25 protein-coding genes are annotated in these 26,934 nt (G+C 41.0%); all 25 read left to right on the top strand.

Annotation, left to right across the window (positions count from 1 at the left end):
- The first annotated feature begins 20 nt into the window (after positions 1–20).
- Positions 21–800: a YveK family protein gene (locus tag MHH46_RS25590; protein WP_036685072.1), complete on the top strand. Its 780-nt coding sequence runs from the start codon at positions 21–23 to the stop codon at positions 798–800.
- Positions 781–1,467, top strand: coding sequence for a CpsD/CapB family tyrosine-protein kinase (locus MHH46_RS25585; RefSeq protein WP_036685074.1), 687 nt, complete (start codon positions 781–783; stop codon positions 1,465–1,467). Before MHH46_RS25590 ends, MHH46_RS25585 begins: the two co-directional genes overlap by 20 nt.
- Before the next feature lie 41 nt (positions 1,468–1,508).
- Complete coding sequence (locus MHH46_RS25580) at positions 1,509–3,341, top strand: nucleoside-diphosphate sugar epimerase/dehydratase (RefSeq protein WP_076194520.1); 1,833 nt, start codon at positions 1,509–1,511, stop codon at positions 3,339–3,341.
- Positions 3,342–3,365: 24 nt separating this feature from the next.
- Positions 3,366–4,052: a hypothetical protein gene (locus MHH46_RS25575; protein WP_076194518.1), complete on the top strand. Its 687-nt coding sequence runs from the start codon at positions 3,366–3,368 to the stop codon at positions 4,050–4,052.
- Between the two features lie 2 nt (positions 4,053–4,054).
- Positions 4,055–5,080, top strand: a complete 1,026-nt coding sequence (locus MHH46_RS25570) for a copper amine oxidase N-terminal domain-containing protein (RefSeq protein WP_076194515.1) — start codon at positions 4,055–4,057, stop codon at positions 5,078–5,080.
- 92 nt (positions 5,081–5,172) lie between these two features.
- A complete protein-coding gene (locus MHH46_RS25565) occupies positions 5,173–5,838 on the top strand; it encodes a sugar transferase (RefSeq protein ID WP_076194513.1) in 666 nt (221 codons plus the stop codon).
- Positions 5,839–5,876: 38 nt separating this feature from the next.
- Positions 5,877–6,644: a glycosyltransferase family 2 protein gene (locus MHH46_RS25560; RefSeq protein ID WP_076194511.1), complete on the top strand. Its 768-nt coding sequence runs from the start codon at positions 5,877–5,879 to the stop codon at positions 6,642–6,644.
- A gap of 28 nt (positions 6,645–6,672) precedes the next feature.
- Positions 6,673–7,272, top strand: a complete 600-nt coding sequence (locus MHH46_RS25555) for a DapH/DapD/GlmU-related protein (protein ID WP_256717245.1) — start codon at positions 6,673–6,675, stop codon at positions 7,270–7,272.
- A 168-nt stretch (positions 7,273–7,440) separates the two neighbouring features.
- Positions 7,441–8,448, top strand: a complete 1,008-nt coding sequence (locus MHH46_RS25550) for a glycosyltransferase family 2 protein (protein ID WP_076194508.1) — start codon at positions 7,441–7,443, stop codon at positions 8,446–8,448.
- Positions 8,449–8,483: 35 nt separating this feature from the next.
- On the top strand, positions 8,484–9,629 hold the full coding sequence (locus MHH46_RS25545; protein ID WP_076194505.1) for a hypothetical protein: 1,146 nt from the start codon (positions 8,484–8,486) through the stop codon (positions 9,627–9,629).
- A 46-nt stretch (positions 9,630–9,675) separates the two neighbouring features.
- Positions 9,676–10,866, top strand: coding sequence for a CDP-glycerol glycerophosphotransferase family protein (locus MHH46_RS25540; RefSeq protein ID WP_076194502.1), 1,191 nt, complete (start codon positions 9,676–9,678; stop codon positions 10,864–10,866).
- Between the two features lie 30 nt (positions 10,867–10,896).
- Positions 10,897–12,153, top strand: a complete 1,257-nt coding sequence (locus MHH46_RS25535) for an oligosaccharide flippase family protein (RefSeq protein ID WP_076194500.1) — start codon at positions 10,897–10,899, stop codon at positions 12,151–12,153.
- 59 nt (positions 12,154–12,212) lie between these two features.
- Entirely contained in the window at positions 12,213–12,623 is a 411-nt protein-coding gene (tagD, locus tag MHH46_RS25530) for a glycerol-3-phosphate cytidylyltransferase (protein WP_076194498.1), read from the top strand.
- A gap of 63 nt (positions 12,624–12,686) precedes the next feature.
- Positions 12,687–13,565: a glucose-1-phosphate thymidylyltransferase RfbA gene (gene rfbA / locus MHH46_RS25525; protein ID WP_076179300.1), complete on the top strand. Its 879-nt coding sequence runs from the start codon at positions 12,687–12,689 to the stop codon at positions 13,563–13,565.
- 20 nt (positions 13,566–13,585) lie between these two features.
- A complete protein-coding gene (gene rfbC / locus MHH46_RS25520; RefSeq protein WP_076129409.1) occupies positions 13,586–14,146 on the top strand; it encodes a dTDP-4-dehydrorhamnose 3,5-epimerase in 561 nt (186 codons plus the stop codon).
- 28 nt (positions 14,147–14,174) lie between these two features.
- Positions 14,175–15,170, top strand: coding sequence for a dTDP-glucose 4,6-dehydratase (gene rfbB, locus MHH46_RS25515; RefSeq protein ID WP_076194495.1), 996 nt, complete (start codon positions 14,175–14,177; stop codon positions 15,168–15,170).
- Positions 15,171–15,248: 78 nt separating this feature from the next.
- Positions 15,249–15,818 carry a YdcF family protein gene (locus MHH46_RS25510; protein ID WP_405132529.1) on the top strand — a complete coding sequence of 190 codons (570 nt, stop codon included), beginning with the start codon at positions 15,249–15,251 and terminating at the stop codon, positions 15,816–15,818.
- Positions 15,819–16,468: 650 nt separating this feature from the next.
- On the top strand, positions 16,469–17,866 hold the full coding sequence (gene hemA / locus MHH46_RS25505; protein ID WP_076194493.1) for a glutamyl-tRNA reductase: 1,398 nt from the start codon (positions 16,469–16,471) through the stop codon (positions 17,864–17,866).
- Between the two features lie 5 nt (positions 17,867–17,871).
- Complete coding sequence (ccsA, locus tag MHH46_RS25500; protein ID WP_076129405.1) at positions 17,872–18,699, top strand: cytochrome c biogenesis protein CcsA; 828 nt, start codon at positions 17,872–17,874, stop codon at positions 18,697–18,699.
- A 5-nt stretch (positions 18,700–18,704) separates the two neighbouring features.
- On the top strand, positions 18,705–19,352 hold the full coding sequence (locus MHH46_RS25495; RefSeq protein ID WP_076194490.1) for a bifunctional precorrin-2 dehydrogenase/sirohydrochlorin ferrochelatase: 648 nt from the start codon (positions 18,705–18,707) through the stop codon (positions 19,350–19,352).
- A 702-nt stretch (positions 19,353–20,054) separates the two neighbouring features.
- Positions 20,055–21,008, top strand: coding sequence for a hydroxymethylbilane synthase (gene hemC, locus MHH46_RS25490; RefSeq protein ID WP_076129403.1), 954 nt, complete (start codon positions 20,055–20,057; stop codon positions 21,006–21,008).
- Positions 21,009–21,013: 5 nt separating this feature from the next.
- On the top strand, positions 21,014–22,561 hold the full coding sequence (gene cobA / locus MHH46_RS25485; RefSeq protein WP_076194557.1) for a uroporphyrinogen-III C-methyltransferase: 1,548 nt from the start codon (positions 21,014–21,016) through the stop codon (positions 22,559–22,561).
- Between the two features lie 895 nt (positions 22,562–23,456).
- Complete coding sequence (hemB, locus tag MHH46_RS25480) at positions 23,457–24,455, top strand: porphobilinogen synthase (protein WP_076129402.1); 999 nt, start codon at positions 23,457–23,459, stop codon at positions 24,453–24,455.
- Between the two features lie 82 nt (positions 24,456–24,537).
- The gene (gene hemL / locus MHH46_RS25475) at positions 24,538–25,839 is read left to right on the top strand and encodes a glutamate-1-semialdehyde 2,1-aminomutase (RefSeq protein ID WP_370511266.1); all 1,302 of its coding nucleotides are present in this window, start codon (positions 24,538–24,540) and stop codon (positions 25,837–25,839) included.
- Positions 25,836–26,771 (top strand): RluA family pseudouridine synthase, encoded by a 936-nt coding sequence (locus MHH46_RS25470; RefSeq protein ID WP_254857109.1) that lies wholly within the window; start codon positions 25,836–25,838, stop codon positions 26,769–26,771. Before hemL ends, MHH46_RS25470 begins: the two co-directional genes overlap by 4 nt.
- Positions 26,772–26,934: the final 163 nt, after the last annotated feature.

Raw genomic sequence — 26,934 nt, 5'->3', positions numbered from 1 at the left:
TAGCTTGGGGGTAATTTCACTTGTCATCACAAGAATTGGATCTTCGCGATTATTTTCAGATCGTCAGGAAGAGACTATGGCTCATTTTCAGCATAGTTGTATTGGTGTGCGGTATTGCTGGTGTATATAGTCTGTATATTAAAAACCCGGTATATGAGGCATCCACGAAGATTATCGTTAACCAAACACCGACGCAGTCAGCGGTGGGGCAGCTTGATTTAAACCAGATTAATACCAATATTCAATTAATTAATACGTATAAGGAAATTATTAAGACTCCGGCCATCCTTGATATTGTTACAAAGGATTATCCGCAATTCAATATTACTGCGGAAGAGCTATTAAAAAAGGTTAATGTGAGTTCCGTAAATAATACGCAGGTGATGACACTTGTCGTTCGAGATAATTCTTATCAGCGGGCTGCTGAAATCGTGAATGCCATTTCACTTGTGTTCAAGGAAGAAATTCCAAGTCTATTTAATGTGGAAAATGTATCGATTCTGAATGAAGCTAAAGTGAATCCAACTGTTGAGCCACGGCCGGTAGAACCGAATGTTTTACTGAACATGGCTATTGCTTTTATCGTCTCTTTGATGATTGGATTAGGGATTGCCTTCCTGCTGGAATATATGGATGACACCCTGAAGACAGAAGCTGATATTGAGAAGTATCTTGGTTTGCCTACCATAGCTATGATTACAAGATTGGGTCAAGATGAAAGCAAGCAAGGTGCCGCACAAACACAGAAACAATCATCCAGAAAGGCGGGGGACCTCGAACATGTCACAGCTTCCAAATAAACAACGCCATCTGATCACCGTTACGAACCCACGCTCTCCTGTCTCTGAAGCGTTTCGCGCATTGCGCACGAATATTGATTTTTCTTCTGTAGATCAGACTATTCAAGTGATTATGGTCACTTCCTCCGGGCCGGAAGAAGGTAAATCTACGGTATCTGCTAACCTGGCGGCAGCTTACGCACAAGCAGATAAAAGAGTATTGTTGATTGACGCCGATTTGCGGAAGCCAACGGCACATAAGACTTTTACACTAAGTAACCGTTTTGGTTTATCCTCTCTACTGTCTCAGCAGGCAGTTCTTGAGGACACTGTCCAAGATTCCGGTGTTAATAATCTTTCAATCATGACCTCTGGACCAATCCCGCCCAACCCGGCGGAAATGATGGCATCTAATCGGATGAGCACTCTTTTACAGGATTTGCGTCAGCGGTATGATGTCATTCTTATTGATACTCCACCATTATTAGCGGTTACGGATGCACAAATTGTGGCCTCGAAGAGTGATGGCGTTATTATGGTTGTCAGCTATGGTAAGGTGAAACGCGATATCGCAGTAAAAGCTAAAGCTAATCTTGATCGCGTTGGTGCAAAAATGCTTGGTGTTGTTCTCAATAATGTAAAACGTAAAGCTAGTGAAGGGTACTATTACTACTACTATGGAAATTGATTTATTCATAATTAAAAATGTTATTTTTGGAGGCACTGAAAATGACAGCGAAATCTAGAGTGGTTCTTTTATTCTTCATTGATCTTGCGATCATTTGGTTCAGTATTGTGACATCTTATTTGTTTCGGTACCCTAACCATGCTCTTCAGGAATACGTTGTACAGATGCTGCAATTTGGTTTGATTGCAACATTTGCATTTGGTGGAAGCCTGATATACTTCGGTCTTTACCGAAGAATGTGGCAATATGCCAGTATCGGTGAGATTATATCGGTTTCTAAAGCTATTGTAGTAGGGTCTTTATTTTCATTTGCACTGGCGTATCTAATTTTGCCGGATAGAGTACCTCTTGCCATAGAAGTTCGGTCCATGGAGACTATTCTTTTATTAGTAGGTGGAGTTCGATTTTTATGGAGAGTACTTCATAATGACCGAATCAATTACAAAGACACTAAGACCCATACACTAATTGTAGGTGCTGGTGATTGTGGGTTATTAATTGCTCGGGAAATGATGGGACCCTCTTTTGCACATACCAAATTAATCGGTTTCATTGATGATAATGCGAATAAATACCATATGTATATATTGGGTGTTCCTGTATTAGGTAATCGATATGCTATCCCAGCTATTGTGAAAGAAAGAGAAATTCATGAGATTATCATCGCCATGCCCTCTGTTTCACGTACTGAGATTTCTGAGATTATTAATCTTGCCAAAAAGACTGGAGCAAAGCTGAAGATTATACCGGCTCTTAATGATCTGATCGCTGGAAAAATATCAGTTAAGAAACTTCGGGATGTTAGCGTAGAAGATTTATTAGGTCGTGAACCGATCGTAGCTGATTTGAACAGTATTTTAGGTTATGTACATCATAAGACGGTGCTAGTTACGGGGGCTGGGGGCTCTATTGGTTCAGAGTTATGCCGGCAGATTGCTCCTTTTGGTCCGGACAAGCTAATGTTACTTGGACACGGTGAGAACAGTATTTACACAATTGAAATGGAGCTTCGTAAGAGTTTTCCGGAGTTGAACATTGTAACCGTGATAGCAGATGTGCAGGATCGCAGTCGGATGATGGATGTATTCAGTGGCCATAGACCGCATGTGGTCTTTCACGCAGCAGCACATAAACACGTTCCTTTAATGGAGCGTAATCCTTCGGAAGCCATTAAAAATAATGTTTTTGGGACCAAAAATGTTGCGGATTGTGCAGATAAATATGGTGCCGAGAGATTCGTAATGATCTCTTCTGATAAGGCGGTTAACCCAACCAGTGTAATGGGTGCCACTAAACGGATTGCGGAAATGTATGTGCAGAGCCTGCACACCACAAGTCAAACAAAGTTCTCTGCTGTGCGTTTTGGGAATGTTCTTGGCAGTCGTGGTAGTGTGATTCCAGCCTTTAAGCAGCAAATCGCTGCCGGAGGGCCAGTGACTGTCACTCATCCAGAAATGGTGCGTTATTTCATGACGATTCCGGAAGCTGTTCAGCTTGTCATCCAATCTGGTTCTTTCGCCAAAGGCGGAGAAGTGTTCATTCTGGATATGGGAGAGCCGGTTAAGATTCTAACGTTGGCGGAAGACTTAATTACGCTCTCTGGATATGAACCCTATAAGGACATTGATATTCATTTCTCCGGTATTCGTGAGGGTGAGAAGTTATATGAAGAGTTGCTTACAGATGAAGAAAATCTAGGTTCTACTGATCATGGAAGAATCTTTATCGGTAAACCTAATGTCATAAGTCTGAACCAGTTAGAACTGGAGTTTAAACGTTTGGAACGTGTTCTCGCTGAGGAACCAGAAGTCATCCGCGAAATAATCAATCAGATTGTACCGATGCAGCCCGTTGCCCAAGTTGCTATTAGCTAAGTAATTCATAAAGGAGGATATAAAGTGTTCAACAAACGATGGAAAAAGATCCTTTTATGGACGCTGTCAGTTATTGTAGTACTGGGTGTTGGTGGCTTGTTCGCCGCGAATTATGCTGTCGATAAGCTGATGAATTCAATGGTAGATGGTTTTGATCTGGAGTCTGAGGATAATGTTGGTGGTGGTCAGGATCACGGAACAGCGCCAACTGATACAGTTGATGATAGTAATGTCGATCCTGTAGAGTCCGCGGTGCCTACTACTCCACCAGCAAATGATGAGGGAAGTAGTAATCAAAGTAGTAAAAATAACGATAAACCTAGTGGAGAAACAACAGCTTCTACTACTAGTGAACCGACCAAAGCTCCATCATCAGAACAAAAAGATGGTTATACAGCACAGGTCTCCACGGATAAAGCTAAGCAAATTCAAGAGAATGTAACGATTAAGGATAAAGCTGATGTAGCTTCTATTGTGCTTGGTCAACTTAGCGTATCCGATATTAATCGTCTTAAAGATTTGGCAAAGGGTGGCTTAACACTTGATGAAAAGCGGGAAGCACGTAGCATAATTCTTGGTAAAGTATCCGAAGAGCAATACAATGAGCTTTCTCAAATTGCTAAGAAGTATGGTGTTAGTCAAGGGAAGTCACGTGACCAAATTATTGCTGAAGAAGAACAATTAAAAGCGAAAGAAAAGGGAAGTGAATAAATATGTCTAAAGCAACACTATCAGTCGTGGCTTTATCATTAATTGCTTCAATTGGTTTAGCACCCTTAACAGCATCCGCACCTATCTCAGTATCAGCAGCGTCAGTACCAAGTGCAACGACTAAGGCTGCAAATCCTACGATTAAAGTGCAAAGCATGAACGTGAATTTGATTTTTGATGGCGTGAGCATTCAACCACCCGTAGGTCAGTATGTATTCATGTACAACAATACAACGTATGTTCCATTGCGCTTTATGTCATATGCCTTGCAGAAGAGTGTAGCTTGGGATGCTAAAAACATTAAAGTTACAGTTGCAGAGCCTAGCAGCTCAGAGCTAGTTGTGATTAAAGAATATCTAATGAATGCAAAGAACGGGAATAGTACTTCAGCAGCAGCGAAGAATATTGTCCTCAATCAAGTTAAGGCAAGTTATGTATTTAACGATGCAACCAAGGCTTTGCCTACAGGTCAATCTAGCTTCATCCTGAATGGTTCCTTATATGTGCCTCTACGTTTTTTATCGGAATCTGTAGGTCATAACATTAGCTGGGATCAGAAGACGAAGACTATTACTGCAGCTTCCAAGGCTTATCAGGAACAAACCACTAATGGATCGACAAACAATGACAATGTTAAGGACCCATCTCCAGTAGCGACACCAGTGCCAACGGATACAACAGGTGCACCAGGTGGTGGTTCTGCAGGAACTGGAAAGGTTTCATATGAAACTATCACTAGTGACACAGAAGCTAAGCTTTCGGCGCTTAAAAATCAAAGCCAATCGACATTAATAAGTATTGGGTTTGAGTATCTTGGAGCGACAGATGAAGCGAGTAAGAAAAGCATTAAAGAAAAAGGGTTGCAACAGCTGGCCTCATTTACTGCTAGCTTCAATAGTATAGTTGCTGACACTGAACAAAAACTGAACAGCAACGGCTATAGCACGGAGATTATTAGTCAATATAAAAGTGAATTTGAGGCACAGCTTCAGGCGGGTAAAGATATAGCCGAGAAGATGGCGAATTAAGAGAGTAGTAAGAAGATCATCTCTATGCTCATTTGGCATAGAGATGATCTACATATATGGAGAAATAGTAACTAAAAGGATCAGGTGAACTTATGAGACCTTATGTTTACACGAAACAAACCATAGATTTTCTATTAGCTTTAATTGGGATGCTAGTGTTATGGCCAGTCTTTTTAATCATTGCGATCGCAATTAAGACAACTTCCAAGGGCCCTATATTATTTAAACAAAAACGTTTAGGTAAAAATAAATCGGAATTCTACATACTAAAATTTAGAACAATGCGTACAGACACACCACAAGACATGCCGACGCATCTACTGGAAGATCCTGATTTCTTTATTACTAAAATAGGCAAGTTTCTAAGAAAAACAAGCTTGGATGAATTACCTCAGATTATCAATATCCTAAAAGGTGAAATGAGTATCGTGGGACCTCGTCCTGCATTATGGAATCAATATGATTTGATTGCTGAACGTGATAAATATGGAGCTAATGATATTAAACCTGGATTGACTGGATGGGCTCAGATTAATGGCAGAGATGAACTTTCTATTGAGCGGAAAGCTAAACTGGATTGTGATTATGTAAAACAAATAAGCTTTGTAATGGATGTAAAATGCTTTTTTTTAACTATTGTTAGTGTAGTGAAAAGAGATGGTATTGTAGAAGGTGAAACTGGAAATTTAGGATTTAATGAAGTTACCATACGTAAAGAAAAAGGCACTGTAGAAAAATCAAATACTATAAGCTTTTGAATGACAATAAATAAGAAATGGGAGGATGAATTAAAAAAATGAGTTTGACAATCTCTGCTAGTATAGTTACTTATAATAGTGAATCTCAAATCAGGGGAGTTCTTTCTTCCTTAGCGAATAGTAATCTATCACATAAACTTGAGGTGTATGTGATAGATAACTCATCAAGTGATAAGACAGTTGATATTGTGAAAAACGAATATCCAAATGTCAATTTAATTACATTAGATTCGAACATTGGATTCGGAGCAGCTCATAATAAAGTATTATCTTTGATAACTTCCAATTATCATTTGATTGTAAATCCGGATATTTTCTTTTCTACAGATACACTAGAAGAAATGGTTAATTATCTTGATAATATGAAAGATATTAGTATGGTGTCGCCGAAAATTAAAAATGAAGATGGAACTGAGCAATATCTTCCTAAAGTCAATCCCAAGTTTAAATATTTTATTGGTGGAAGGTTTGAAAAATATGGTGGGATTTTTGCGAAGTGGAGAGCTGAGTATACTAGGAAAAATGAATTAATAATAGCTCCAGTTGATATAGATTTTTGTACAGGGTGCTTTATGCTTGTTCGTACAGATATATTGTGGGAAGTAAATGGATTCGATGAAAGATACTTTTTACACTTTGAAGATGCTGACTTAACACGCGAAGTTAAAGTGAAAGGGCGAGTTGTATTTAATCCGAATTTTGAAGTTACACATCTTTGGAAGAGAGATAACGTGAAGTCTTTAAAAGTATTCTGTATAGCACTAAATTCTATGTATAAGTATTTTAGAAAATGGGGACTTAATTAATTTAAACTTTATATAGGAGAGATTAATAGTGGGAGCTGACAGGACAAGTAATTATGGGTTTAGTGAACTAATAACCAATGGAATTTCATTTTTATATACCAAATTATTTTGGAAAAAGGCTAGACTTATACGACTACCTATTCGTGTGAGAGGTAAAAAATGCATGACATACGGATCTGGTTTTACTACAGGGTATAATTGTCGAATTGAAATGAATGGAATAAAGGTTAAGGACAAACTAGTTATAGGTTCTGACTGTGTAATTGGAGATTTAGCACATATTGTCGCTAACTATAAAGTGGAGATTGGAAACGGAGTTCTTATGGCTTCGAGAATATTTATTACGGATACAAATCATGGTGAATATAATCAAGGAAGTAATGTATCTGTACCAAATGTACCTCCTAATAAACGGCCTCTGCATTATAAGAAAGTTGTGATTGGAAATAATGTTTGGTTAGGTGAGAATATATCTATCTTACCAGGTGTTAATATAGGTCATGGGAGTATTATTGGAGCCAATTCTGTTGTAACAAAAAATGTTCCTGAAAATAGTATAGCTGTGGGCAATCCAGCCAGAGTCATAAAGCAATTTGATGAAAAAAAGCAATTATGGGTCTCAACATAGAGTGCATTTCCTAATATAATTTGATGAAAGCAAGGAACATCCATCTTTTTGGAAACTTCTTCACTTTTTTCTTTTTGGAAATGCCGACTTGATCTGCGTTAATGATGAGGAAGATAATCTTATTATAGATTGTATAAGATCTATATTTGCTAGGACGGAGAATTTAAGATGCCTAAAATTAGTATAATAGTTCCTGTTTATAAGGTAGAACCATATTTAGAACGTTGTGTAGAGTCCATCTTAGCTCAAACATTTCAAGATTTCGAACTAATTTTAGTAGATGATGGATCACCTGATAATTGTGGAGCTATTTGTGATGCTTTTGCGAGGCGGGACAATCGCGTGAGAGTAATTCATAAAGAAAATGGAGGTTTAAGTTCGGCAAGAAACATCGGAATAGATGTTGCAGAGGGGAAATATATAGGATTTGTGGATAGTGATGATTGGGTTACAAAGGATATGTTTGAATACCTCTTAAATATACTTGAAGAATATGATTGCGATATATCTTCTGTTACATATGTATTAACAAATGGAACTAGTAAATTCAATCAACCACCTATAGAGGTGAAACTTTATGAAGGTAATGAAAGTTTGCAATATTATTTATTTGAAGGGATGTCTAAGCGTATTGCTGATTACCCTGTATGGATTAAATTATATAAAAAAGAATTATTCTCCGATTTAAGATTTCCCACAGGACAATTATTTGAAGATGGAGCTACTAATTTCATACTGTTACAAAAAGCAAAACGTTATATTAAAAGCAACAAAATATCATATTTTTATTTTCAGGATGGCTCAAGCATTACAAGGAGTGGATTTAAGGAGAAGGATTTTGATATTTTAATTGTTGGAGATCAGTTAGTGGAGCTAGCTTTGTCTATACAAGATCCAACAATTTTAAAGCTTGCAAGAATGAAGCAAGCTAGGTCATACTTTTCTCTTTTATCAAAAATCGCAGTATATGGATTTGCTGATAATGTTTCAAATAAAGAGGAAATCATCGCAAAACTTACAAAAGATTTAAGAACTAGTTATTCATTATTAATTAAATCTCCAATGCCTGTGAATAGAAAACTGATAATGAACTTATTATGTATTCATATTAATTTATTGAGTTTCCCAATAAGTGTTTTTAAGAGGGTTAAAAGTCTTTTTTTCAGATTAAACTGATTTAGTAAGAGAAGTGACAAAGAAGGGGCATTATAATGTTATTACAAAAAACAGGAACTTCTTCTGTGGTTATTAAACTTTTGGTTTATATGATTTTTTTATGTTCATATATATTGCCTACATATTATTTTGAGAGTAATGGATATCCAATTATAAAATTTATTTATTTAGCTTTTATATGTATTCTTTATCTACTGATGTTGAAAAAAATTAATCTATTTGAGTTATTCTTTATCATTGCTATATTAGGATTGGCTCTTATAACAAAATCATTAGATTTCTTTCAATTCATTGGGATCGTAGTACTTTATAAAATAATTGAATATAAGAATGAGATAAAGAAAGTTCTTCAAACTTCAAAAATCATTTGGGTTGCTCTAATTGCAACTATAGTATATAGCCTGATGTATATAGGGGATGGAAGATTAATTCATACATCGATAAAAGAAATAAACCAATCTGGGTTAGCTATATTATTTCTGGCATTAATCATCCGAAAAAGGAATAAAAATGTTGGTAACTTAATTCTATTTCTTGGTCTCTTTACTTTATCGAGAACCTATTTATTGGCATTTCTTATCTTATTATTAATAAATTTTCCGATTATTAAATCTAAACTCATCACACATAAATTGATTATAAGGACATCGTTTATAAAAATATTAACGTTATCATCTGTTTTATTGTTATGTATCGCATTGGTATATGATTTTCTTTATAGAACTGGTAAATTGTATATTTATGATAGTAATTTTACAAGGTTATTTAATATTGCGGATATGTCAAATTATTTTAGATTTATAACTAATAAAAATCTTGTAATGATATTTAAGAGTGAACCGAAATTCTTATTAACAGGAATGACAGAGAATGACTTTTACATTTACAGCTTGAATCTGGCAAAAGAGTTAGGACAAGCCTATAGATATACTAATCCACATAATTTTGTTTTCTCATATTTGAAAATATATGGTGGATTTTCAGTTTTTGTTTTTTTATATATTTCAAGAATACTTAAGAAGATTGTTGATGAAGCTAATTATTCAATTTATCTTACTCTTATAGTCTATGCAGTTTTTTTAAGTGTTGGTTTTAATCACTACTGGTTGTATCTCTCCTCATTTGTTTTAATACTTTATGCAAAAGAAGATGTAATAGAAGGGAACGAAATCATCAACTAATAAAGGACATCGTTATAAAAAAGAAATATCAGAAAGTTGGATGGAGATGAAAAACAAAATAAAGAAGCTAATACCTTTTAAAATACAATTGCTTTTTTATCGCTTATTAAATGGAAATTTCAATTATTTATTTTGGCTTTTTCCTATTCAAAACAATAAAATAGTAGTTTGTAATTTTTTCGGAAAATCTTATGGGGATAATGGAAAATACATAGTCGAAAAATTATTAGAAGAAAATAAAATGGATTACGAGGTAGTTTGGTTACTTAATAATAAAAATCAATATCAATATCAATATGAAATACCTAACTATATTAAAGTTGTTGAATATAAATCTCTTAAAGGATTATATGAATTAGCAACAGCAAGGGTTTGGATTGATAATACAAGGAAGGTATTTTATCCTCCTAAAAAAAAGAATCAATTTTATATTCAAACTTGGCACGGAGGAATATCCTTGAAAAAAATAGAGCGAGATGTCGAGGATAAATTAAGTAATGCATACCTTCACTTATCAAAACATGACTCTAAGATGACGAATTTATTACTTTCAAACAGCGATTTTTGTACTGAGTTATACCGAACGGCTTTTTGGTATAAAGGAGATATATTAGAATGCGGTTCACCAAGATGCGATATATTAATGCATAATTCATTAGAAATAGAAGAAAAAGTTAAACGTCACTTTAATATTAATAGCTCATCACAAATTCTTACTTATGCTCCCACTTTTAGAGTGGATTCTAATACAGAGATATATAATATTGATTTTGAACAATTAATTAGTGTTCTGAAAAAAAAATTTGGTGGTGAATGGATTGTTTTAGTTAGATTACATCCTAATTTATCAGCGATGAGCAATTTTATGGAATATACATCTTCGATAATTGATGCGACAAATTATGCTGATATGTATGAAATATTGGCAGCAAGTGAGATTCTATTAACTGATTATTCAAGTACAATGTTTGAATTTTCTTTCATGAATAAACCAGTGGTATTATATGCTCCAGATATTAATTCTTACGTAGAGGATAGGGACTTTTATTTTGATATTCATACTTTACCGTATCCCTTAGCAGAAAATACGGATCAATTATTAAAAATAATAGAACGATATGATTCAAATAAATATAAAATACAAGTTAATGAGTTTTTGTTAAAGTTAGGAATAAAAGAAAATGGTGATGCTTCAAATCAGGTTGTAAAAAAAATCAAACAAATCATAATGAAATGATGAATTTCGTTAGAAAGCGTGACTAACTTTATGAGTAGTGAGAAAAATAAGACACTTATAAATAATACTATTATGCTCTATATTCTAACATTTTCAAATTATTTTTTTGGGTTTATTACTATTCCTTATCAAACCAGAATACTGGGTCCTGAATACTTTGGAAAATTAGGATTTGCAACGGCTGTTTCTATATATTTTCAATTAATATTAGATTTTGGATTTATTCTTTCAGCAACTGCAGATGTGGCTAAACATAAGGATAATAGAGAAAATTTATCTAAAATTATGACAGCAGTAACAATATCAAAGATATTTCTTGCAATTGTTTCTCTCCTATTGTTATTAATATTTTGCGCAATAGTTCCTCAGCTAAGAAATGACGTATGGTTGTATATTTTGTTTTTTATTTATGTTGTGATAAATTCAATGCTACCGGATTATTTATACAGAGGTTTAGAAAAAATGAAGATTATTACATATAGAACAGTGGCTGTGAAACTTTTCTTTACAATAATGATTTTTATTTTTTTGAAAGAAAGAAGTCAATATTATCTTGTGCCAATACTAAACATAATTGGCTCAGTAGGAGCTGTGTTTATTGTTTATTTTCATGTATTGAGAAAGTTGAAAATTAAGTTTATAAAGATTGACTTTACGTTTATATGGGAGACTTTTGTGAAATCAAGTTTTTATTTTCTCTCAAGAATTGCTACTTCTATATATGATGCATCTAATACATTTATTTTAGGTTTTATTTATCCTACTGGAAATATAGTTGGATACTTTACTTCTGCCAATAAATTAGTTGCAACGGCTCGTGGAGGATTTGCACCAATTGCTGATAGTTTATACCCATATATGATCAAAAATAAGAATTACAAATTACTTAATAAAATATTAGTATTATGTTTACCGTTAATTATAATTGGGTGTATTATAATTGGGATTTTCGCTGAATCTATTTGTGTTATGTTGTTTGGACAAGAATTTAGAGACGCAACACCAATACTAAGATTACTTTTACCACTTATAGTTCTAGCTTTACCAAATTATTTATTAGGATTTCCAACATTATCTCCATTAGGATTAGCAAAATACGCAAACATCTCTACTATATTTGGTGCAATTATACAAATCATGGGATTAACATGTATGTATTTATTTGGGATATTGAATGTTTATAATATATGCATATTAACCTGTATAACAGAATCTTGCGTTCTACTAATACGTTTGTGGGTTATTATAACTAAAGATAAGCTACTGGTGAATCAAAAAAATAATTAATCTATATGCTTTATAATTCTTTAGAACAAATATTAGATGAAATTTTGGGGGGATTCCTAATGAAAAAAGTTATTACTTATGGAACATTTGATTTACTACATTATGGACACATAAATATTTTAAAGGGAGCTAAGGAACAAGGGGATTATTTAATCGTTGCTTTATCGACTAACGAATTTAATGAGATTAAAGGAAAACAATGTTATTTTTCGTATGAGGAAAGAAAAAAACTTGTTGAATCAATTCGATATGTAGATTTGGTGATTCCTGAAAATAATTGGGAACAAAAATCTCTTGATATAACTGAATTCCAAGTAGATACTTTTGTTATGGGAGATGACTGGAAAGGAAAGTTTGATTATTTAAAAGATGTATGTGAAGTCATATATTTGAGTAGAACACCTGAAATTTCAACAACGAAAATAAAGAATGAACTGGGCTTAAAGAATGAAGTCTCATTGAAAATTTAAAACTACATTCCAGTGTAATTGTATGGCTAGAAAGAAAAAATATTTATAAAGGAGATTTAATTCATGAAAGGCATTATCCTAGCAGGCGGCAGCGGTACGCGCCTATACCCATTAACAATGGTCACAAGTAAGCAGCTTTTACCTATTTACGACAAACCAATGATTTACTATCCACTATCCACATTAATGCTAGCGGGTATTAAAGAGATTCTTATTATTTCCACTCCAGAGGACACGCCTAGGTTCGAGAGCTTATTAGGTGACGGTTCCCAATTTGGAATATCATTACAATATATAGTGCAACCTACACCTGACGGTTTAGCTCAGGCATTTATTCTGGGTGAGGATTTTATAGGTAGTGATTCAGTTGCCATGATCCTTGGAGATAATATCTACTATGGAAATGGAATGCGGAAGATGTTGCAACGTGCTTCTTCTAAACAACAAGGAGCAACGGTGTTCGGATATCACGTGCAAGATCCAGAGCGATTCGGTGTTGTAGAATTTAATGAAGAAGGTAAAGTATTGAGCGTAGAAGAAAAACCAACACAGCCAAAATCTAACTACGCAATTACTGGTCTATATTTTTATGATAACAGAGTTATTGAGATTGCTAAGAACGTTGAGGTCTCTTCACGTGGAGAATTGGAGATTACCTCCATTAATGAAGCTTACTTAAATCTTGGTGAGCTTGATGTGGAACTTCTAGGTCGGGGATTCACCTGGTTAGATACAGGAACTCATCAAAGTCTTGTCGACGCAACTAACTTTGTACGGACTATTGAAGATCATCAAGGAATCAAGATCGCCGCTCCGGAGGAAATTGCATATATTAATGGATGGATTACTAAAGAACATTTGTGGAATTGTGGAGAGAAGTTAAGTAAGACGGGGTATGGTCAGTATTTGATGAAAGTAGCTACAGGTAAAATACAATACTAATAACTGAAAGTGTGGCAGTGATGAAAATTACAGAAACCTTATTGCAAGGCGTATTAGTCGTTGAACCGGCTGTTTTTGGGGACCACCGCGGTTGGTTTATGGAGACGTATAGCGGAGCTAAGTTTAAAGAGCATGGAATAGATATGGAGTTTGTACAAGATAACCAATCCTACTCTGCGACTAAAGGAACATTACGTGGTTTGCACTATCAATTACATCCCAAGGCACAGACGAAATTGGTTCGTTGTACACGTGGTGCTATTTTTGATGTAGCCGTAGATATCAGAAAAGGTAGTCCTACCTATAGTAAATGGTTCGGCATTGAACTGAATGCTGAGAACAAAAAGCAACTGCTGATCCCAAAAGGATTCGCACATGGATTCATGACACTAACAGAAGACGTAGAGGTTCAGTATAAGTGCGATGAGCTTTATGCCCCGGAATGTGATGGGGGTATTCTGTGGAATGATCCTTCTATTGGCATCGAATGGCCTCTTCATATTACACCTGTATTATCTGCCAAGGATGAGAAGGCGCCTTTATTAAAAGATGCTAATTTGAATTTTTTTTACAATAACTAATAAAGCTAATAGATCGGGAGTGCGTTCATTGAGTAAGCAAAAGATGCTGGTTACGGGTGGTGCCGGATTTATTGGAGGCAACTTCGTACAGTATATGGTAGATAAATATCCGCATTATGATATTGTGAATTTGGATTTGCTAACTTATGCGGGTGATCTAACGAAACATAAGGATATTGAGTCCAAATCCAATTATCGGTTTGTTCAAGCTGATATTGCTGACCGGGAGGCAATATTGTCTCTTTTTGAGTTGGAGAAATTTGATTATGTTGTTCATTTTGCTGCGGAGAGTCATGTGGATCGCTCAATTAGTGATCCTGCGATATTCGTTCGTACGAATGTTATGGGGACACAGGTACTACTGGATGCAGCTAAAAAATTCGGCATTACTAAATTCCTCCATGTCTCTACGGATGAAGTGTATGGTGAACTCGATTTTGATCCTACTGTATTTTTTACCGAAGAAACACCTTTGCAGCCTAACAGTCCTTATAGTGCTAGTAAAACGGCGTCTGATTTACTAGTCCGTGCGTATTATGAGACCTTTGGTTTACCAATGAACATAACACGCTGCTCGAATAATTACGGACCGTATCATTTTCCTGAAAAACTGATTCCACTGACCATCTCAAGAGTATTAAATGAAGAGAAGGTTCCTGTATACGGAGACGGGAAAAATATTCGTGACTGGCTCCATGTCTGGGATCACTGTGCGGCCATTGACCTTGTCGTGCACGAAGGAGTAAGTGGTGAAGTTTATAATGTGGGTGGTCATAATGAGAGAACTAATCTTGAAGTAGTTAAGACGATTATCAGTACCTTGGGAAAATCTGAAGATTTGATTGAATTTGTAACAGATAGATTAGGACATGATAAACGCTACGCCATTGATCCAACGAAACTTGAGAATTTAGGTTGGAAGCCAACTTATACTTTTGAGACCGGAATTGCGCAGACGATCCAATGGTATATTGATAATGCTGAATGGTGGCAACAAATCCTTAGTAACGAATCGCATAAGTGATTTATGCACGACTTAACGGTTAAGAAAAGAAAAGGTAATTTAATGAATAAAAGATTTGTCCTTTTCGTTTGCTTGCTATTGTTAATTACTGGTTTATTCAGTGCAGGCCGTTTCTTAGCTCTATCTGAACCTCCCAAGCAAGCCGATGTCATCATTGTCCTAAGCGGAGGCCAAGGTCGTGTGGAAAAAGCAGCTGAGTTATATAAAGCAGGCTATGCTCCTTATATAATTCTTTCCAATGCTAAAGAGTCGACGAGTAAATCGGGTGACATGGTCCAAACCGCCCTAGCTTTAGGCATACCCCAGGACGTTATTTATACCGAGAACGCGGCGGATAGCACTTATCAGAATGCCGAGTACACTCTTCCTATAATGAAAGAATACGGTTTTAAATCTGCGATTGTTGTTTCCTCTGACTTTCACATGCGGAGGGTGAAATTTCTTTTTGGTCGTGTGTACAAAAAATCGGAGATTGAGCTGACATATGTGGGTTCTGCATCAGGATATAACGCTAAACGCTGGTGGAGTGACCGAAAAAGTAGAGAAACAACGTTCAACGAGTATGTGAAAATGATCGGCAACACCTTTGGTTACAATGGTCCGGAGGCAAAAAGTACTCTTGATCAGATTAAGAACTGGTTTCGCTAATCTGCTGTAGAATGTTCACTATAATCCGACAAAAACAGTTTTTTTCTTATCTTGGCTTAAGGCGCATTACGACAAACAATATTGTTTAATAGTTTTATACTTAGAACTATATCAATATTATTCTCGTGGGAGAGACGCCAAATGCCTAATTACTATTTTAAAGAAATATGGACGCCTTTAAAATTAGTGAATATTCGTTTTTATCTAGATGATGAAAATCGTGTTTGGGTTAAAGTTTGGTCTAAGCATCGGCGACTTCTAAAAAGAGTAGAGTCTACTATATAACTTCCGAGGTCTATCTCTTTTGGCTGAGAAGTTTTAAGTCACTGAGCAGTGACTTATTTTTTTGGAGAACGGAATTTTTGACGATTTTAAGAACTAGTAGGCCCTAATGTTTCCTTTTTGCTATCACAACCTTATAAATTAGCTAAAAATAACTCATCCTAACCGTAGCGAACCTACGGTTTTTTATTTATAATAATTATTATCTGGATTTCATAAAGCGTTCAAAAAATCTGTAAAAAGTCTTATTTTCGTGTGATATACTTAACACAGTGTTTTGAGATGTTGTGAAAGTGAACGGTATGTAAGATATTAATTTATATAATTGGATTTCAGCAACTTATAGAGACTAGGATGGTGAACTATCGATGCACATCGTCGTCGTTGGCCTGAATTATCGTACGGCTCCCGTGGAGGTTCGGGAACAGTTTGCTTTTGCGGAAAGTGATCTTCCGGCAGCGCTCCATCAACTGATGAAGACGAAGGGTGTGCTAGAAGGGGTCTTAGTAGCTACCTGCAACCGTACGGAAATTTATGTGGTGATGGACCGCCTTCATATGGCTGGTTATTTCATCCGCGGCTTTATGGAGCAATGGTTTGGTGTGAAAAGCGAGCAATTTGCTCAGCATATGTATATTTATGAAGACGAACAGGCGATTGCGCATTTGTTCCGCGTGACTTGCGGCCTGGATTCCATGGTGATTGGGGAGACGCAGATCCTGGGACAGGTGCGGAGTTCTTTTCTCACAGCTCAGGCTGAGGGTGTAACTGGAACTTGGTTCAATCGGTTGTTCAAGCAAGCGGTGACGCTCGGCAAAAGAGCACATAGTGAAACGTCAATCGGCGAGAGCGCAGTATCGGTCAGTTATGCGGCTGTGGAGCTGGGCAAGCGGATTTTTGGCATGTTCACTGGGAAAAAAGTGCTGATTCTCGGCGCCGGCAAAATGAGCGAGCTTACCGTGAAGCATCTATACAGTAGTGGTGCGGCAGAAGTGATTGTCGCTAACCGTACGCTGTCGCGTGCGATTGAATTGGCGGAGAAGTTCTCGGGTAAGCCGAGCACGATTGAAGATGCGTTAACAACTCTAAATGAAGTAGATATCGTGATCAGCTCGACAGGAGCAGACGGGTATGTGCTTACGGCTGATAAGGTAGCGCATGCTATGAAACGCCGCCCTTCGCGGCCGCTTTTTATGATTGATATTGCTGTACCACGTGATATTGATCCTGCGGCGGCAAGTGTGCCGGATGTTTTTTTGTATGATATTGACGATCTGGAGGGCATTGTGGAGAATAATCTGGAAATGCGCCGAAGTGAAGCTGCGAAGATTGAAGTGATGATCAGCGAAGAAATGGATGAGTTCCAACTGTGGCTCAAGACGCTTGGGGTAAGACCGGTGATCCGGGCGCTCCAGGATAAATCGAATACGATTCATGAAGAAACGATGGAGAGTCTGTTCAACAAGCTGCCCGAGCTGGACGAGCATCAGCGGAAAGTGATCCGCCGCCTGACTAAAAGTATCGTGAACCAGATGATGCATGATCCGATCAATGTAATTAAAGAGCTGTCCGGCGGTAAGCAAGGGAATGAAGCTCTTGATTATTTTTCCAAAATCTTTGCGTTGCAGGAACAGCTCAAATCCGATTCAGATGATGGAGACATTGCCCCGGTGAAGCAGTCTAGTTCTGGAGAACGTACGGCTGGCAGCGCTGATTTCTCTGTGCCTAAAACGGCGCTTGCTCCGGCAGGCTTGCTGGGTGGGTGAATAATATGCAACTGCTGAACGGAATATATGATGCCGCTCTGCTGGTCTATGCCCTGAGCCTGCTGTTTGTTTTCTCGGATTGCCTTAAAAGGAGTCCGGGTGGGAAGCGGTTAGGCACGGGGCTTCTTGTTGTTGTGGGTCTTTTGCAAGTTGCAGGACTTGGAATTCGTTTCTCTCAGGAGAAAGGCCTGCCTATTTTTACACCTTATGATTTCTTGTTTTGGTTTGCGTTTAGTATTGTGCTGACTTCGCTTGCGGTGGCGTTTACACGTGGTGGCGAGTTTACGATTTTGCTGCTCAGTATGGCCGGGTTTAGTGTTTTTCTGCTTAATCGGGTCTGGCTGACGGCGGGTGGGCATACGCTCGAGACTTGGAGTGCGGTGTATGGCTGGCTGACGATGCATGTGATTTTGGCAAATTTGAGTTTTGCAGCACTGACGTTAGGGACGGTTTTTGCAATATTATACTTGTTCCTGCACACCAGACTCAAAAGCAAGAAATGGAGCGACCGGATCCGTCGTTTGCCGAACCTGGAGACTACAGATAAATACTCTTATACCGCTATTTTGGTGGGCACTCCTTTGCTGGGAATATCGCTGGTGGTGGCGGGTTTATCTATAGTTTCTGAGGGACGGACGCTTTTATTGAAGGATTTAAAAGTATTAACGACTCTTATCGGTCTTGGGATTTACATATTTTATATTATCTTTAAGAAGTCCGGGCGGAAAAGTGGAGTAAGTATGGCTCGCTGGGCGATTTTAGGATATGCTTTTATTATCTTAAATTTTCTGTTGAATTCTTGGTCTGATTTTCACGGTTGGAGCGGGGAGTGAAGGGCATGACGCGTTATTTACCCATAATGCTGGATTGTGAAGGGCAGCCCTGTGTGGTTATTGGCGGTGGTGTCGTGGCTGAACGTAAGGTGAGCGGGCTGTTGGAAGCTGGAGCGGCGGTTAAGGTGATTAGTCCTTCTTTGACAGATCCGCTTGATTCTCTAGCTGAAAAAGGTCTTCTGATCTGGATGGACCGTACTTATGCTCCCGGAGATCTCCGTGGGGCCTTTCTCGTATATGCAGCCACTAACGATAGGGCGGTTAATGAAGAGGTTGCGCGGGAGTCTAGACGGCTTGGAATTCATGTGAATGTGGCCAGCCATGCGGAAGCGGGAAACTTTATCACGCCCGGAGTGGTTCGGAGGGGACGTTTGACGGTAGCTGTATCTACTTCGGGTGCTGGCCCGCTTGCGGCAACGAAGATCAAAAATGTGCTTGAAAAAGCGCTGGATGCGGCGTATGAGCCATATTTGGATTTTGTGCATGCCATGCGAACCCGGATTAAGGAAAAAGAACCTTCTGCTGAAGTTCGTGGAAGGCTTTTGAAGAAGCTTGGCACGCTGGATGTGTTGAACGAGATGAGTAAGGGTACCTTCATAGCGTGGAGCCCGGAGGATATGGACGCTTGGATTGCTCAGCAACGGGTGGAGTAAAAGTGCGCGTGGACACTGTAAAGATTAGAAAATTGGGTTAGATTAAGATATGAAGTGGATGAGCGGTTTTGAGTAACATGATATATGGCTGATTTGGCTCGTAGTAGCTTAGATGGCGGAATGTACGGTATAAATCCCGTTGAATGGAGCTTAAGTATCTGAGATGGTGAAATGTACGGTATAAATCCCGTTGAATTGAGCTTAAGTAGCTGAGATGGTGGAATGTACGGTATAAATCCCGTTGAATTGGGATGGAGTAGCTTAGAGGGTGGAATGTACGGTATAAATACTGTTGAATTGGGCTTAAGTAGCTGAGATGGCGGAATGTACGGTATAAATACTGTTGAATTGGGCTTAAGTAGCTGAGATGGCGGAATGTATAGTAACAATGCCCTCTAAATAAGCAACAGTCGTCGAAGGAGCTAAAAGAAAGGCAAAAATGCCTTTAAATTGAGCAACAACAGCCAATTTAGCAAAAAGAGAGGCAAAAATGCCCTATAAATGAGCAACAGTCGCCGAATGAGCTAAAAGAAAGGCAAAAATGCCTCAAATTTGGTGGGGATCATCCGAAGTAGCGAATTCAAAGGCAATAATGCCTTTTTTAGAGTGAGAGTAGTTAATTGGTTAGTTTGGGTTTGGATTTCTAGTGCAAGGTTCTGCGGTGAAGAGTAAGAGGCGAACGTTACCAGGAGGAATGGACAAATGCGTAAGGTTATAGTGGGGAGTAGACAGAGCGCGCTTGCGTTGACGCAAACGGGACATGTGATTGCTGATCTGGAGCGACTTAGCGAGGAGCATGGTTTTGGTTTTACTTTTGAAGTGAAAAAGATCGTCACCAAAGGTGACCGCATTCTTGACGTTACTTTATCGAAGGTAGGCGGCAAAGGGTTGTTCGTGAAAGAAATCGAGCAAGCGATGCTGGAAAAAGAAATCGACATGGCGGTGCACAGCATGAAGGATATGCCATCCGAGTTACCGGATGGGTTGATCAATGGTGCTGTGCCGAAGCGTGTCGATCCGCGTGATGTTTTGATCTCTAACGGAGGCGTCTCGCTAGACGAGCTGCCTCAGGGTGCACGCGTAGGCACAAGCAGCCTACGCCGATCTAGCCAGCTCGCTGCGCTGCGGCCTGATCTGGTCATTGAGCCTGTGCGCGGCAACATTGACTCGCGGCTGCGCAAGCTGGAGAGCGGCGAATACGACGCAATCCTGCTGGCAGCGGCGGGGCTGTCGCGCATGGGCTGGCAGGATCGCGTGAGCGCCTACCTGCCGCCGGAGGTTTGTCTGCCCGCTGTAGGGCAGGGCGCACTCGGCATCGAATGCCGCGCAGATGACGCTGACCTGCGGAAGCTGCTGGCATTATACAACGATGCCGATACGGCATTGACGGTAGCGGCGGAGCGCACGTTCCTTGGCGTGCTGAATGGCGGCTGCCAAGTGCCGATTGGTGCTCATGCGGTGCTTGACACAGCCGCCAAAGCTGCTACCGCTGAGCACAAAGTAATCTCGTTAACGGGGATGGTGGGAACACCGGACGGTTCAACGATTTTGAAAGAAACTTGCACGGGGATTGACCCGGTACAGCTCGGCGAAGAAGTCGCTAAAAAGCTGATTGCAAGAGGAGCGGAGAAGATACTGTCAGACGTTAGGGGATGAGTGGATTGACGGGGAAGGTTTATTTGGTAGGTGCAGGTCCCGGGGACGCAAAGCTGATTACTGTGAAAGGCCTCGAGTGTATCCAAAAAAGCGACGTGTTGGTGTATGATCGCTTGGCAAGTCCTAGATTGCTGAAATGCATGAAACCCGGCGGGGAGAAGATTTATGTAGGTAAGCTGCCGGATCGCCACACGATGAAGCAGGAAGAGATTAATCAATTGTTAGTTGATTTGGCTTTACAGGGGAAAACAGTGGTGCGGCTTAAGGGTGGGGACCCTACGATTTTTGGCCGGGTGGGTGAAGAAGCGGAGCTGCTGCGCAAAAATGGGATCTATTACGAAATCGTACCAGGCATCACGTCAGCGATCAGTGTACCTGCCTATGCGGGTATACCTGTTACGCACCGCGATCATGCCTCTTCCCTATCGATTATCACCGGGCATGAGAGCCCGGATAAACTGGATCATTCCATTCATTGGGATAAAGTAACGAATGCCACGGGAACGTTAGTGTTTCTGATGGGCGTAGCTAAAATAGGTTATATCAGCGCTCAGCTGATCAAGCACGGGCGGCCGCCAGAAACACCAGTGGCACTTGTGCGCTGGGGCACCCGCGCGGATCAGGAGACGCTGACGGGAACCCTCGCCGATATTGAGGCGAAGGTGAAGGCGGCGGATTTTCAGCCGCCGGCAGTCATCGTCGTCGGCGACGTGGTGCTGCAGCGTGAGCAGCTGAAGTGGGTCGAGGCGATGCCGTTATTCGGCAAACGCATCGTGGTGACACGGGCTCGCAGCCAAGCAAGCGAGCTGGTGGATAGAATTGAAGAACTCGGCGGGGAACCCTACGAGTTCCCGGTGATCGAGACGATCATGCCGGAAGGGGCAGAGAAGAAGGCGAAGATTGCAGAGGCGTTTGGCGCGCTGGAATCGTACGACTGGGTATTCTTCACTAGCCCGAACGGCGTGGAGTTTTTTTGGCGCCACTTGGCGGAGCTGGGGGCGGACATTCGCGGGCTACACCGCGCGCGTATTGCAGCGGTGGGGCCAGGCACAGCCGCCGCGCTGGCGCAGCGCGGGGTGATTGCTGAGGAACTTCCGGCGAAGTTTCAGGCGGAAGGTCTGATTGAGACGTTCGGTCCCCAGCTGCTGCCGGGGCAGAACGTGCTATTGCCGCGCGGCGATCTGGCGCGGGACTGGCTGCCGGACAAGCTGAGAGAGCTTGGCCTTCAGGTGACAGACGTGGATACCTATGAGACGGTTGTCACGGGTGAGGATGACGTCGAGCTGCTGAAGCTGCTAGAGGAAGGTCGCGTTCACGCGGTAACCTTCACCAGCTCGTCAACCGTGCGTAATTTCATACACATCCTGAAACGGATGGGGCTTGAAGATCCGCTCCCGCTGCTTGCAAACGTGAAAATCGCCTGCATCGGCCCGTTAACGGAGCAGACTGCGGTAGACGCGGGACTGACACCGGGACTCTTGTCTGAAGAGGCAACCATAGATGGTTTGGTGCAGGAGCTCTGCCGCTGGAATGCGGAGACTCAGCTGCAGTAGCGCTCGGATCGAGGATAGAACGAAGCAATAGTTTACTGGTGAGCTTAACTTACGTAGCTTACTTTCTGGTGGGAAGGTAAAAGCTGATTACTCCGCGGGGAGAGTAGTAGCTGTTCTACGGAGAAAGGCAGTGCCAGCTTAGAAATATAGCGCTCAGCTTATATTTAGTTAGATTATAGGCTAGAGTTTTGTTCGTAGTTACTAAATAGTTTGTAGTTACATGTGAGTTCGTGGTTACTAAATAGTTCGTGGTTACATGTGAGTTTAGAGTTTGTTCGTAGTTACTAAATAGTTCGTGGTTACATGTGAGTTTAGAGTTTGTTCGTAGTTACTAAATAGTTCGTGGTTACACGTGAGTTGGTAGTTATTAATGAGTTCGCGGTTACTTTTACTAACTAACATTTGTTAGTTTACTCGCCGTTATATCTACACTCAAAAGTGCCACATCGCTACCTTCAAGTAACATATAAATTGAACCCGAACGTAGTTACTTATGGAGTTCGGAGGATAATATTTGGTTGTAAACTAACTGGTATGTAGAGAATATGCAGTAGGTTAATGTGAGCAGATCTGCTTGAGGTTTAGGTTTAGTTGTACTTCATACAATTAAATTTTCTATATATCAGCTAAAGTGGAGTTTAGTTGTAGTATGTGCAATTAAATATCCGCTAAATGAGGAATCTTCGCACTTTTGTAATAAATAACTGTAGAGAATGCAACTAAAGCTTACAATTAGGACAAAACATCGAGATAGTTGCACAAACTACAACTATACGTAGTTAGCCAGTGGTCGGCGGTTTGGTTGTAGCTAATTTAGACTTGGCTGCGGCTAGTTGTAGTTTGCTGCCAGACACATAATTTGGTTTTATATTTTATTTTTCAGGAGGATGAACAAATGAGCTTTCCAATTACACGTCACCGCCGTTTGCGCGGTTCTGCTGGAATTCGTGGCATGGTGCGGGAGACGATACTGAATGTGCTGGATATGGTACAGCCTATTTTTGTGACTTATGGAACAGGTGTGAAGAATGAGATTAGCTCGATGCCGGGTGTGTATCATTTTTCGCTGGATACGTTAAAAGCAGAGGTGGACGAGATTGCCGCACTAGGCATCCCGGCTGTATTGTTGTTCGGGATTCCTGAGACGAAGGATGCTATCGGTTCTTCCGGTTTTGCAGAGGATGGAATTGTGCAAGAGGCTACTCGCTTGATCAAGCAGTGGTACCCAGAGCTGTTGGTCGTTGCAGATACCTGCCTTTGTGAATTTACGGATCACGGACATTGTGGAATGGTGCATACGCATACGGTGAATGGTGTGGTCCATGGCGATGTTATCAACGATGCCTCGCTGGAGCTTTTGACTCGTACGGCGGTATCCCAAGCAAAAGCTGGAGCAGATATTATCGCCCCTTCCAACATGATGGATGGATTCGTTCACGCAATTCGTGCGGGACTTGATGAGAACGGCTTTGAGCATGTGCCGATTATGTCGTATTCGGTCAAATATGCTTCGGCATTTTATGGCCCTTTCCGCGAAGCAGCGGATTCAGCACCACAGTTCGGGAATCGCAAAACATATCAAATGGACCCTGCCAATCTGCGCGAAGCACTCCGTGAAGCAGAATCCGATGTGCTGGAAGGCGCGGATATGTTAATGGTGAAGCCAGCTCTGGCTTACCTAGATGTGATTCGTACGATTCGTGATCAGTTTGATCTTCCTTTGGTGGCTTATAATGTGAGTGGAGAATATTCCATGGTAAAAGCAGCGGCATTGCAAGGCTGGATCGACGAGCAAGCCGTTGTGCTGGAAATGCTGACGGGCATGAAACGTGCTGGTGCGGACATTATTATTACTTATTTTGCAAAAGATGCAGCCCGCTGGCTGCGCGGCTAATCTTCATCACACCGACATCGCGGCAGCTAATATATGTTTGTACAAGCTTGTGTAACCAAGAAGAGAATAGGAGTGAAGATACATGAGTAATGTGCCAATGGCGCGTAAAGAGGAAGCGTCCCGGAAGGCTTTTGATGAAGCAAAACAATATATTCCCGGCGGGGTGAACAGCCCTGTACGGGCGTTTAAATCCGTAGGTCTGACTCCGATTTATGTGGATCATGGGATAGGTTCGCGTATTTTTGATATCGACGGCAACAGCTTTATCGACTATGTGCTCTCATGGGGTCCGCTGATTATGGGTCATGCGCATCCTGAGGTTGTGAAGGCATTGCAGGAGACAGCGGTAAAAGGGACAAGCTTTGGCGCTCCAACGCTACTGGAAACGGAAATGGCAAAAACCGTTGTTGAACGAGTGGCATCTGTAGATATCGTACGCATGGTTAACTCTGGAACGGAAGCTACGATGAGCGCGATTCGTTTGGCACGTGGTTACACTGGACGCAGCAAAATCTTGAAATTTGAAGGCTCCTACCACGGTCACGCGGATAGTCTGCTTATTAAGGCTGGCTCTGGTGTAGCTACATTGGGCTTGCCGGATAGCCCGGGTGTCCCAGAAGGCGTTGCAATGAATACCATTACGGTTCCTTACAATGATTTGGAGTCCACTCAGATTGCTTTCGAACGTTTTGGCAATGAGATTGCCGCAGTGATCGTAGAGCCGATTGCCGGCAACATGGGCGTGGTTCCACCGCTTCCAGGCTTCCTGGAAGGGCTTCGTAAATTAACTTCTGACAATGGTTCGCTGCTTATTTTTGATGAGGTTATGACAGGCTTCCGTGTTAATCGTGGCTGTGCTCAAGGCTTGTTCGGGATTACTCCGGATATTACTTGTTTTGGCAAAGTTATCGGCGGCGGACTTCCAGTGGGTGCTTATGGCGGCAAAAGAGAGATCATGGAGCAAATCGCTCCTACTGGACCGATTTATCAGGCGGGCACACTTAGTGGTAATCCTTTAGCGATGGCAGCCGGATATACTACGCTCAAGCTGTTGACCCCGGAAGTATATGATCGTCTGGAACAATTGGGTGCACGTCTGGAAGCGGGTTTGAAAAAGAATTCAATTGAGACTGGCATTCCGCTCACTATCAACCGGGTAGGATCAATGGTTTGCCCATTCTTTACTGAAGGACCTGTAATCAATTTTGAAACGGCTAAGTCCAGTGACACGGATCTTTTCCGTCGTTATTTTGGTCATATGGTAAACCAAGGCATCAGTGTGCCACCTTCACAGTTTGAGGGGATGTTCATATCGGCTGCACATAGTGAGCAAGATATTGATGATACCATTGAGGGCCATTATAATGCCCTGAAGGCCCTTTGAGCATCGGAGCCGGAGAAAGAACCGGTGGTGGCGCTTGGACCCGGCGTGGAGAGTGGCTGGAGGTAACACCCGGCAAAATCATTACTGGAGCCGAGGATACGCAGGCAACGATTGACAAGTGGCTGTTAGAAACTGTAGGCATGCCCGAGAAACTTCATCTGCGGTTACGCCGCGAGGGAGGCATTCAGTGGAAAGGCGACCGGCTTCGGCTGGCGCTTTTTCCCGATCGTGAAGCGGGGCTTGAACCGATATGGGAAGAGCTTGAGGTGCTGTATGAGGATGATTTTTGCCTGGTAGCTCATAAACCAGCTGGGCTGGCGGTACATCCCGATGGCAGTGGAACAGGTGTAACTCTGGATCACCTCGTAGCTGCGCATTATATCACTTCCGGCGAAAATGTGGCTGTGCGCCATATTCACCGCTTGGACAAAGATACAACGGGTCCGGTGATGTATGCGAAAAATGAGTTCGCACAGTTAGTCCTGGACGAGAATATGCGTGAAAAAAGCATCTCGCGGCACTACGCCGCGATCGTTGAAGGCATCGTGCCGCCCGCGCTTAAGGTGATCGATGCCCCGATTGGGCGCGATCGGCATCACGCTGCGCGCAGACGGGTCTCGCCCGGCGGACAATCTGCCGTGACGCGAATCATCGAGCGCGAGGCACTGCATGGCGGAAGCCTAGTGCATGTGCAGCTGGAGACTGGACGGACGCATCAGATTCGCGTTCATCTCAGCCATATGGGTCATCCCTTGTATGGGGATGAACTATATGGCGGTCCGATCTGGGCTTCCAGCGCTGCCGGCCGCCATGCCCTGCATGGCGAGGCATTGTCCTTCCGCCATCCTTGGAGCGGAGAACAGCTGGAAGTTAGCGATCCGTGGCCGGAGGATATGCTGCAGCTGCGAGAGCTGCTGTCTGAAGCACCCTGACAGATACGTAAGTGGCTAAGGAACAGTAGAATCAGCAAAAGCTGGTTCTGCTGTTCTTTTTCTATTTTTTCAGAAAAAAAACATCTATCCATGTCTTATTAATAAAAGCAGCATATAATACTTTGTTCTTACGAAGTAGTGCATCTATCAGCAGGCTGAGGGT

Origin of the sequence: Paenibacillus sp. FSL H8-0175 (assembly GCF_045040615.1) — a bacterium.
In the GTDB taxonomy this organism is placed as follows: Bacteria; Bacillota; Bacilli; order Paenibacillales; family Paenibacillaceae; genus Paenibacillus_AQ; species Paenibacillus_AQ odorifer.
This window is presented reverse-complemented; position numbering and strand designations above follow the sequence as displayed.

What these genes read in the sequence shown, in the direction of transcription:
- MHH46_RS25585 (WP_036685074.1), top strand. Translation starts at nt 781, where the DNA reads ATGTCACAGCTTCCAAATAAACAACGCCATCTGATCACCGTTACGAAC.
- MHH46_RS25560 (WP_076194511.1), top strand. Translation starts at nt 5,877, where the DNA reads ATGAGTTTGACAATCTCTGCTAGTATAGTTACTTATAATAGTGAATCT.
- MHH46_RS25495 (WP_076194490.1), top strand. Translation starts at nt 18,705, where the DNA reads ATGACGCGTTATTTACCCATAATGCTGGATTGTGAAGGGCAGCCCTGT.
- MHH46_RS25545 (WP_076194505.1), top strand. Translation starts at nt 8,484, where the DNA reads ATGTTATTACAAAAAACAGGAACTTCTTCTGTGGTTATTAAACTTTTG.
- hemA (WP_076194493.1), top strand. Translation starts at nt 16,469, where the DNA reads ATGCACATCGTCGTCGTTGGCCTGAATTATCGTACGGCTCCCGTGGAG.
- hemB (WP_076129402.1), top strand. Translation starts at nt 23,457, where the DNA reads ATGAGCTTTCCAATTACACGTCACCGCCGTTTGCGCGGTTCTGCTGGA.
- MHH46_RS25565 (WP_076194513.1), top strand. Translation starts at nt 5,173, where the DNA reads ATGAGACCTTATGTTTACACGAAACAAACCATAGATTTTCTATTAGCT.
- hemL (WP_370511266.1), top strand. Translation starts at nt 24,538, where the DNA reads ATGAGTAATGTGCCAATGGCGCGTAAAGAGGAAGCGTCCCGGAAGGCT.
- hemC (WP_076129403.1), top strand. Translation starts at nt 20,055, where the DNA reads ATGCGTAAGGTTATAGTGGGGAGTAGACAGAGCGCGCTTGCGTTGACG.
- rfbA (WP_076179300.1), top strand. Translation starts at nt 12,687, where the DNA reads ATGAAAGGCATTATCCTAGCAGGCGGCAGCGGTACGCGCCTATACCCA.
- MHH46_RS25570 (WP_076194515.1), top strand. Translation starts at nt 4,055, where the DNA reads ATGTCTAAAGCAACACTATCAGTCGTGGCTTTATCATTAATTGCTTCA.
- rfbC (WP_076129409.1), top strand. Translation starts at nt 13,586, where the DNA reads ATGAAAATTACAGAAACCTTATTGCAAGGCGTATTAGTCGTTGAACCG.
- ccsA (WP_076129405.1), top strand. Translation starts at nt 17,872, where the DNA reads ATGCAACTGCTGAACGGAATATATGATGCCGCTCTGCTGGTCTATGCC.
- MHH46_RS25580 (WP_076194520.1), top strand. Translation starts at nt 1,509, where the DNA reads ATGACAGCGAAATCTAGAGTGGTTCTTTTATTCTTCATTGATCTTGCG.
- MHH46_RS25535 (WP_076194500.1), top strand. Translation starts at nt 10,897, where the DNA reads ATGAGTAGTGAGAAAAATAAGACACTTATAAATAATACTATTATGCTC.
- MHH46_RS25550 (WP_076194508.1), top strand. Translation starts at nt 7,441, where the DNA reads ATGCCTAAAATTAGTATAATAGTTCCTGTTTATAAGGTAGAACCATAT.
- MHH46_RS25540 (WP_076194502.1), top strand. Translation starts at nt 9,676, where the DNA reads ATGAAAAACAAAATAAAGAAGCTAATACCTTTTAAAATACAATTGCTT.
- tagD (WP_076194498.1), top strand. Translation starts at nt 12,213, where the DNA reads ATGAAAAAAGTTATTACTTATGGAACATTTGATTTACTACATTATGGA.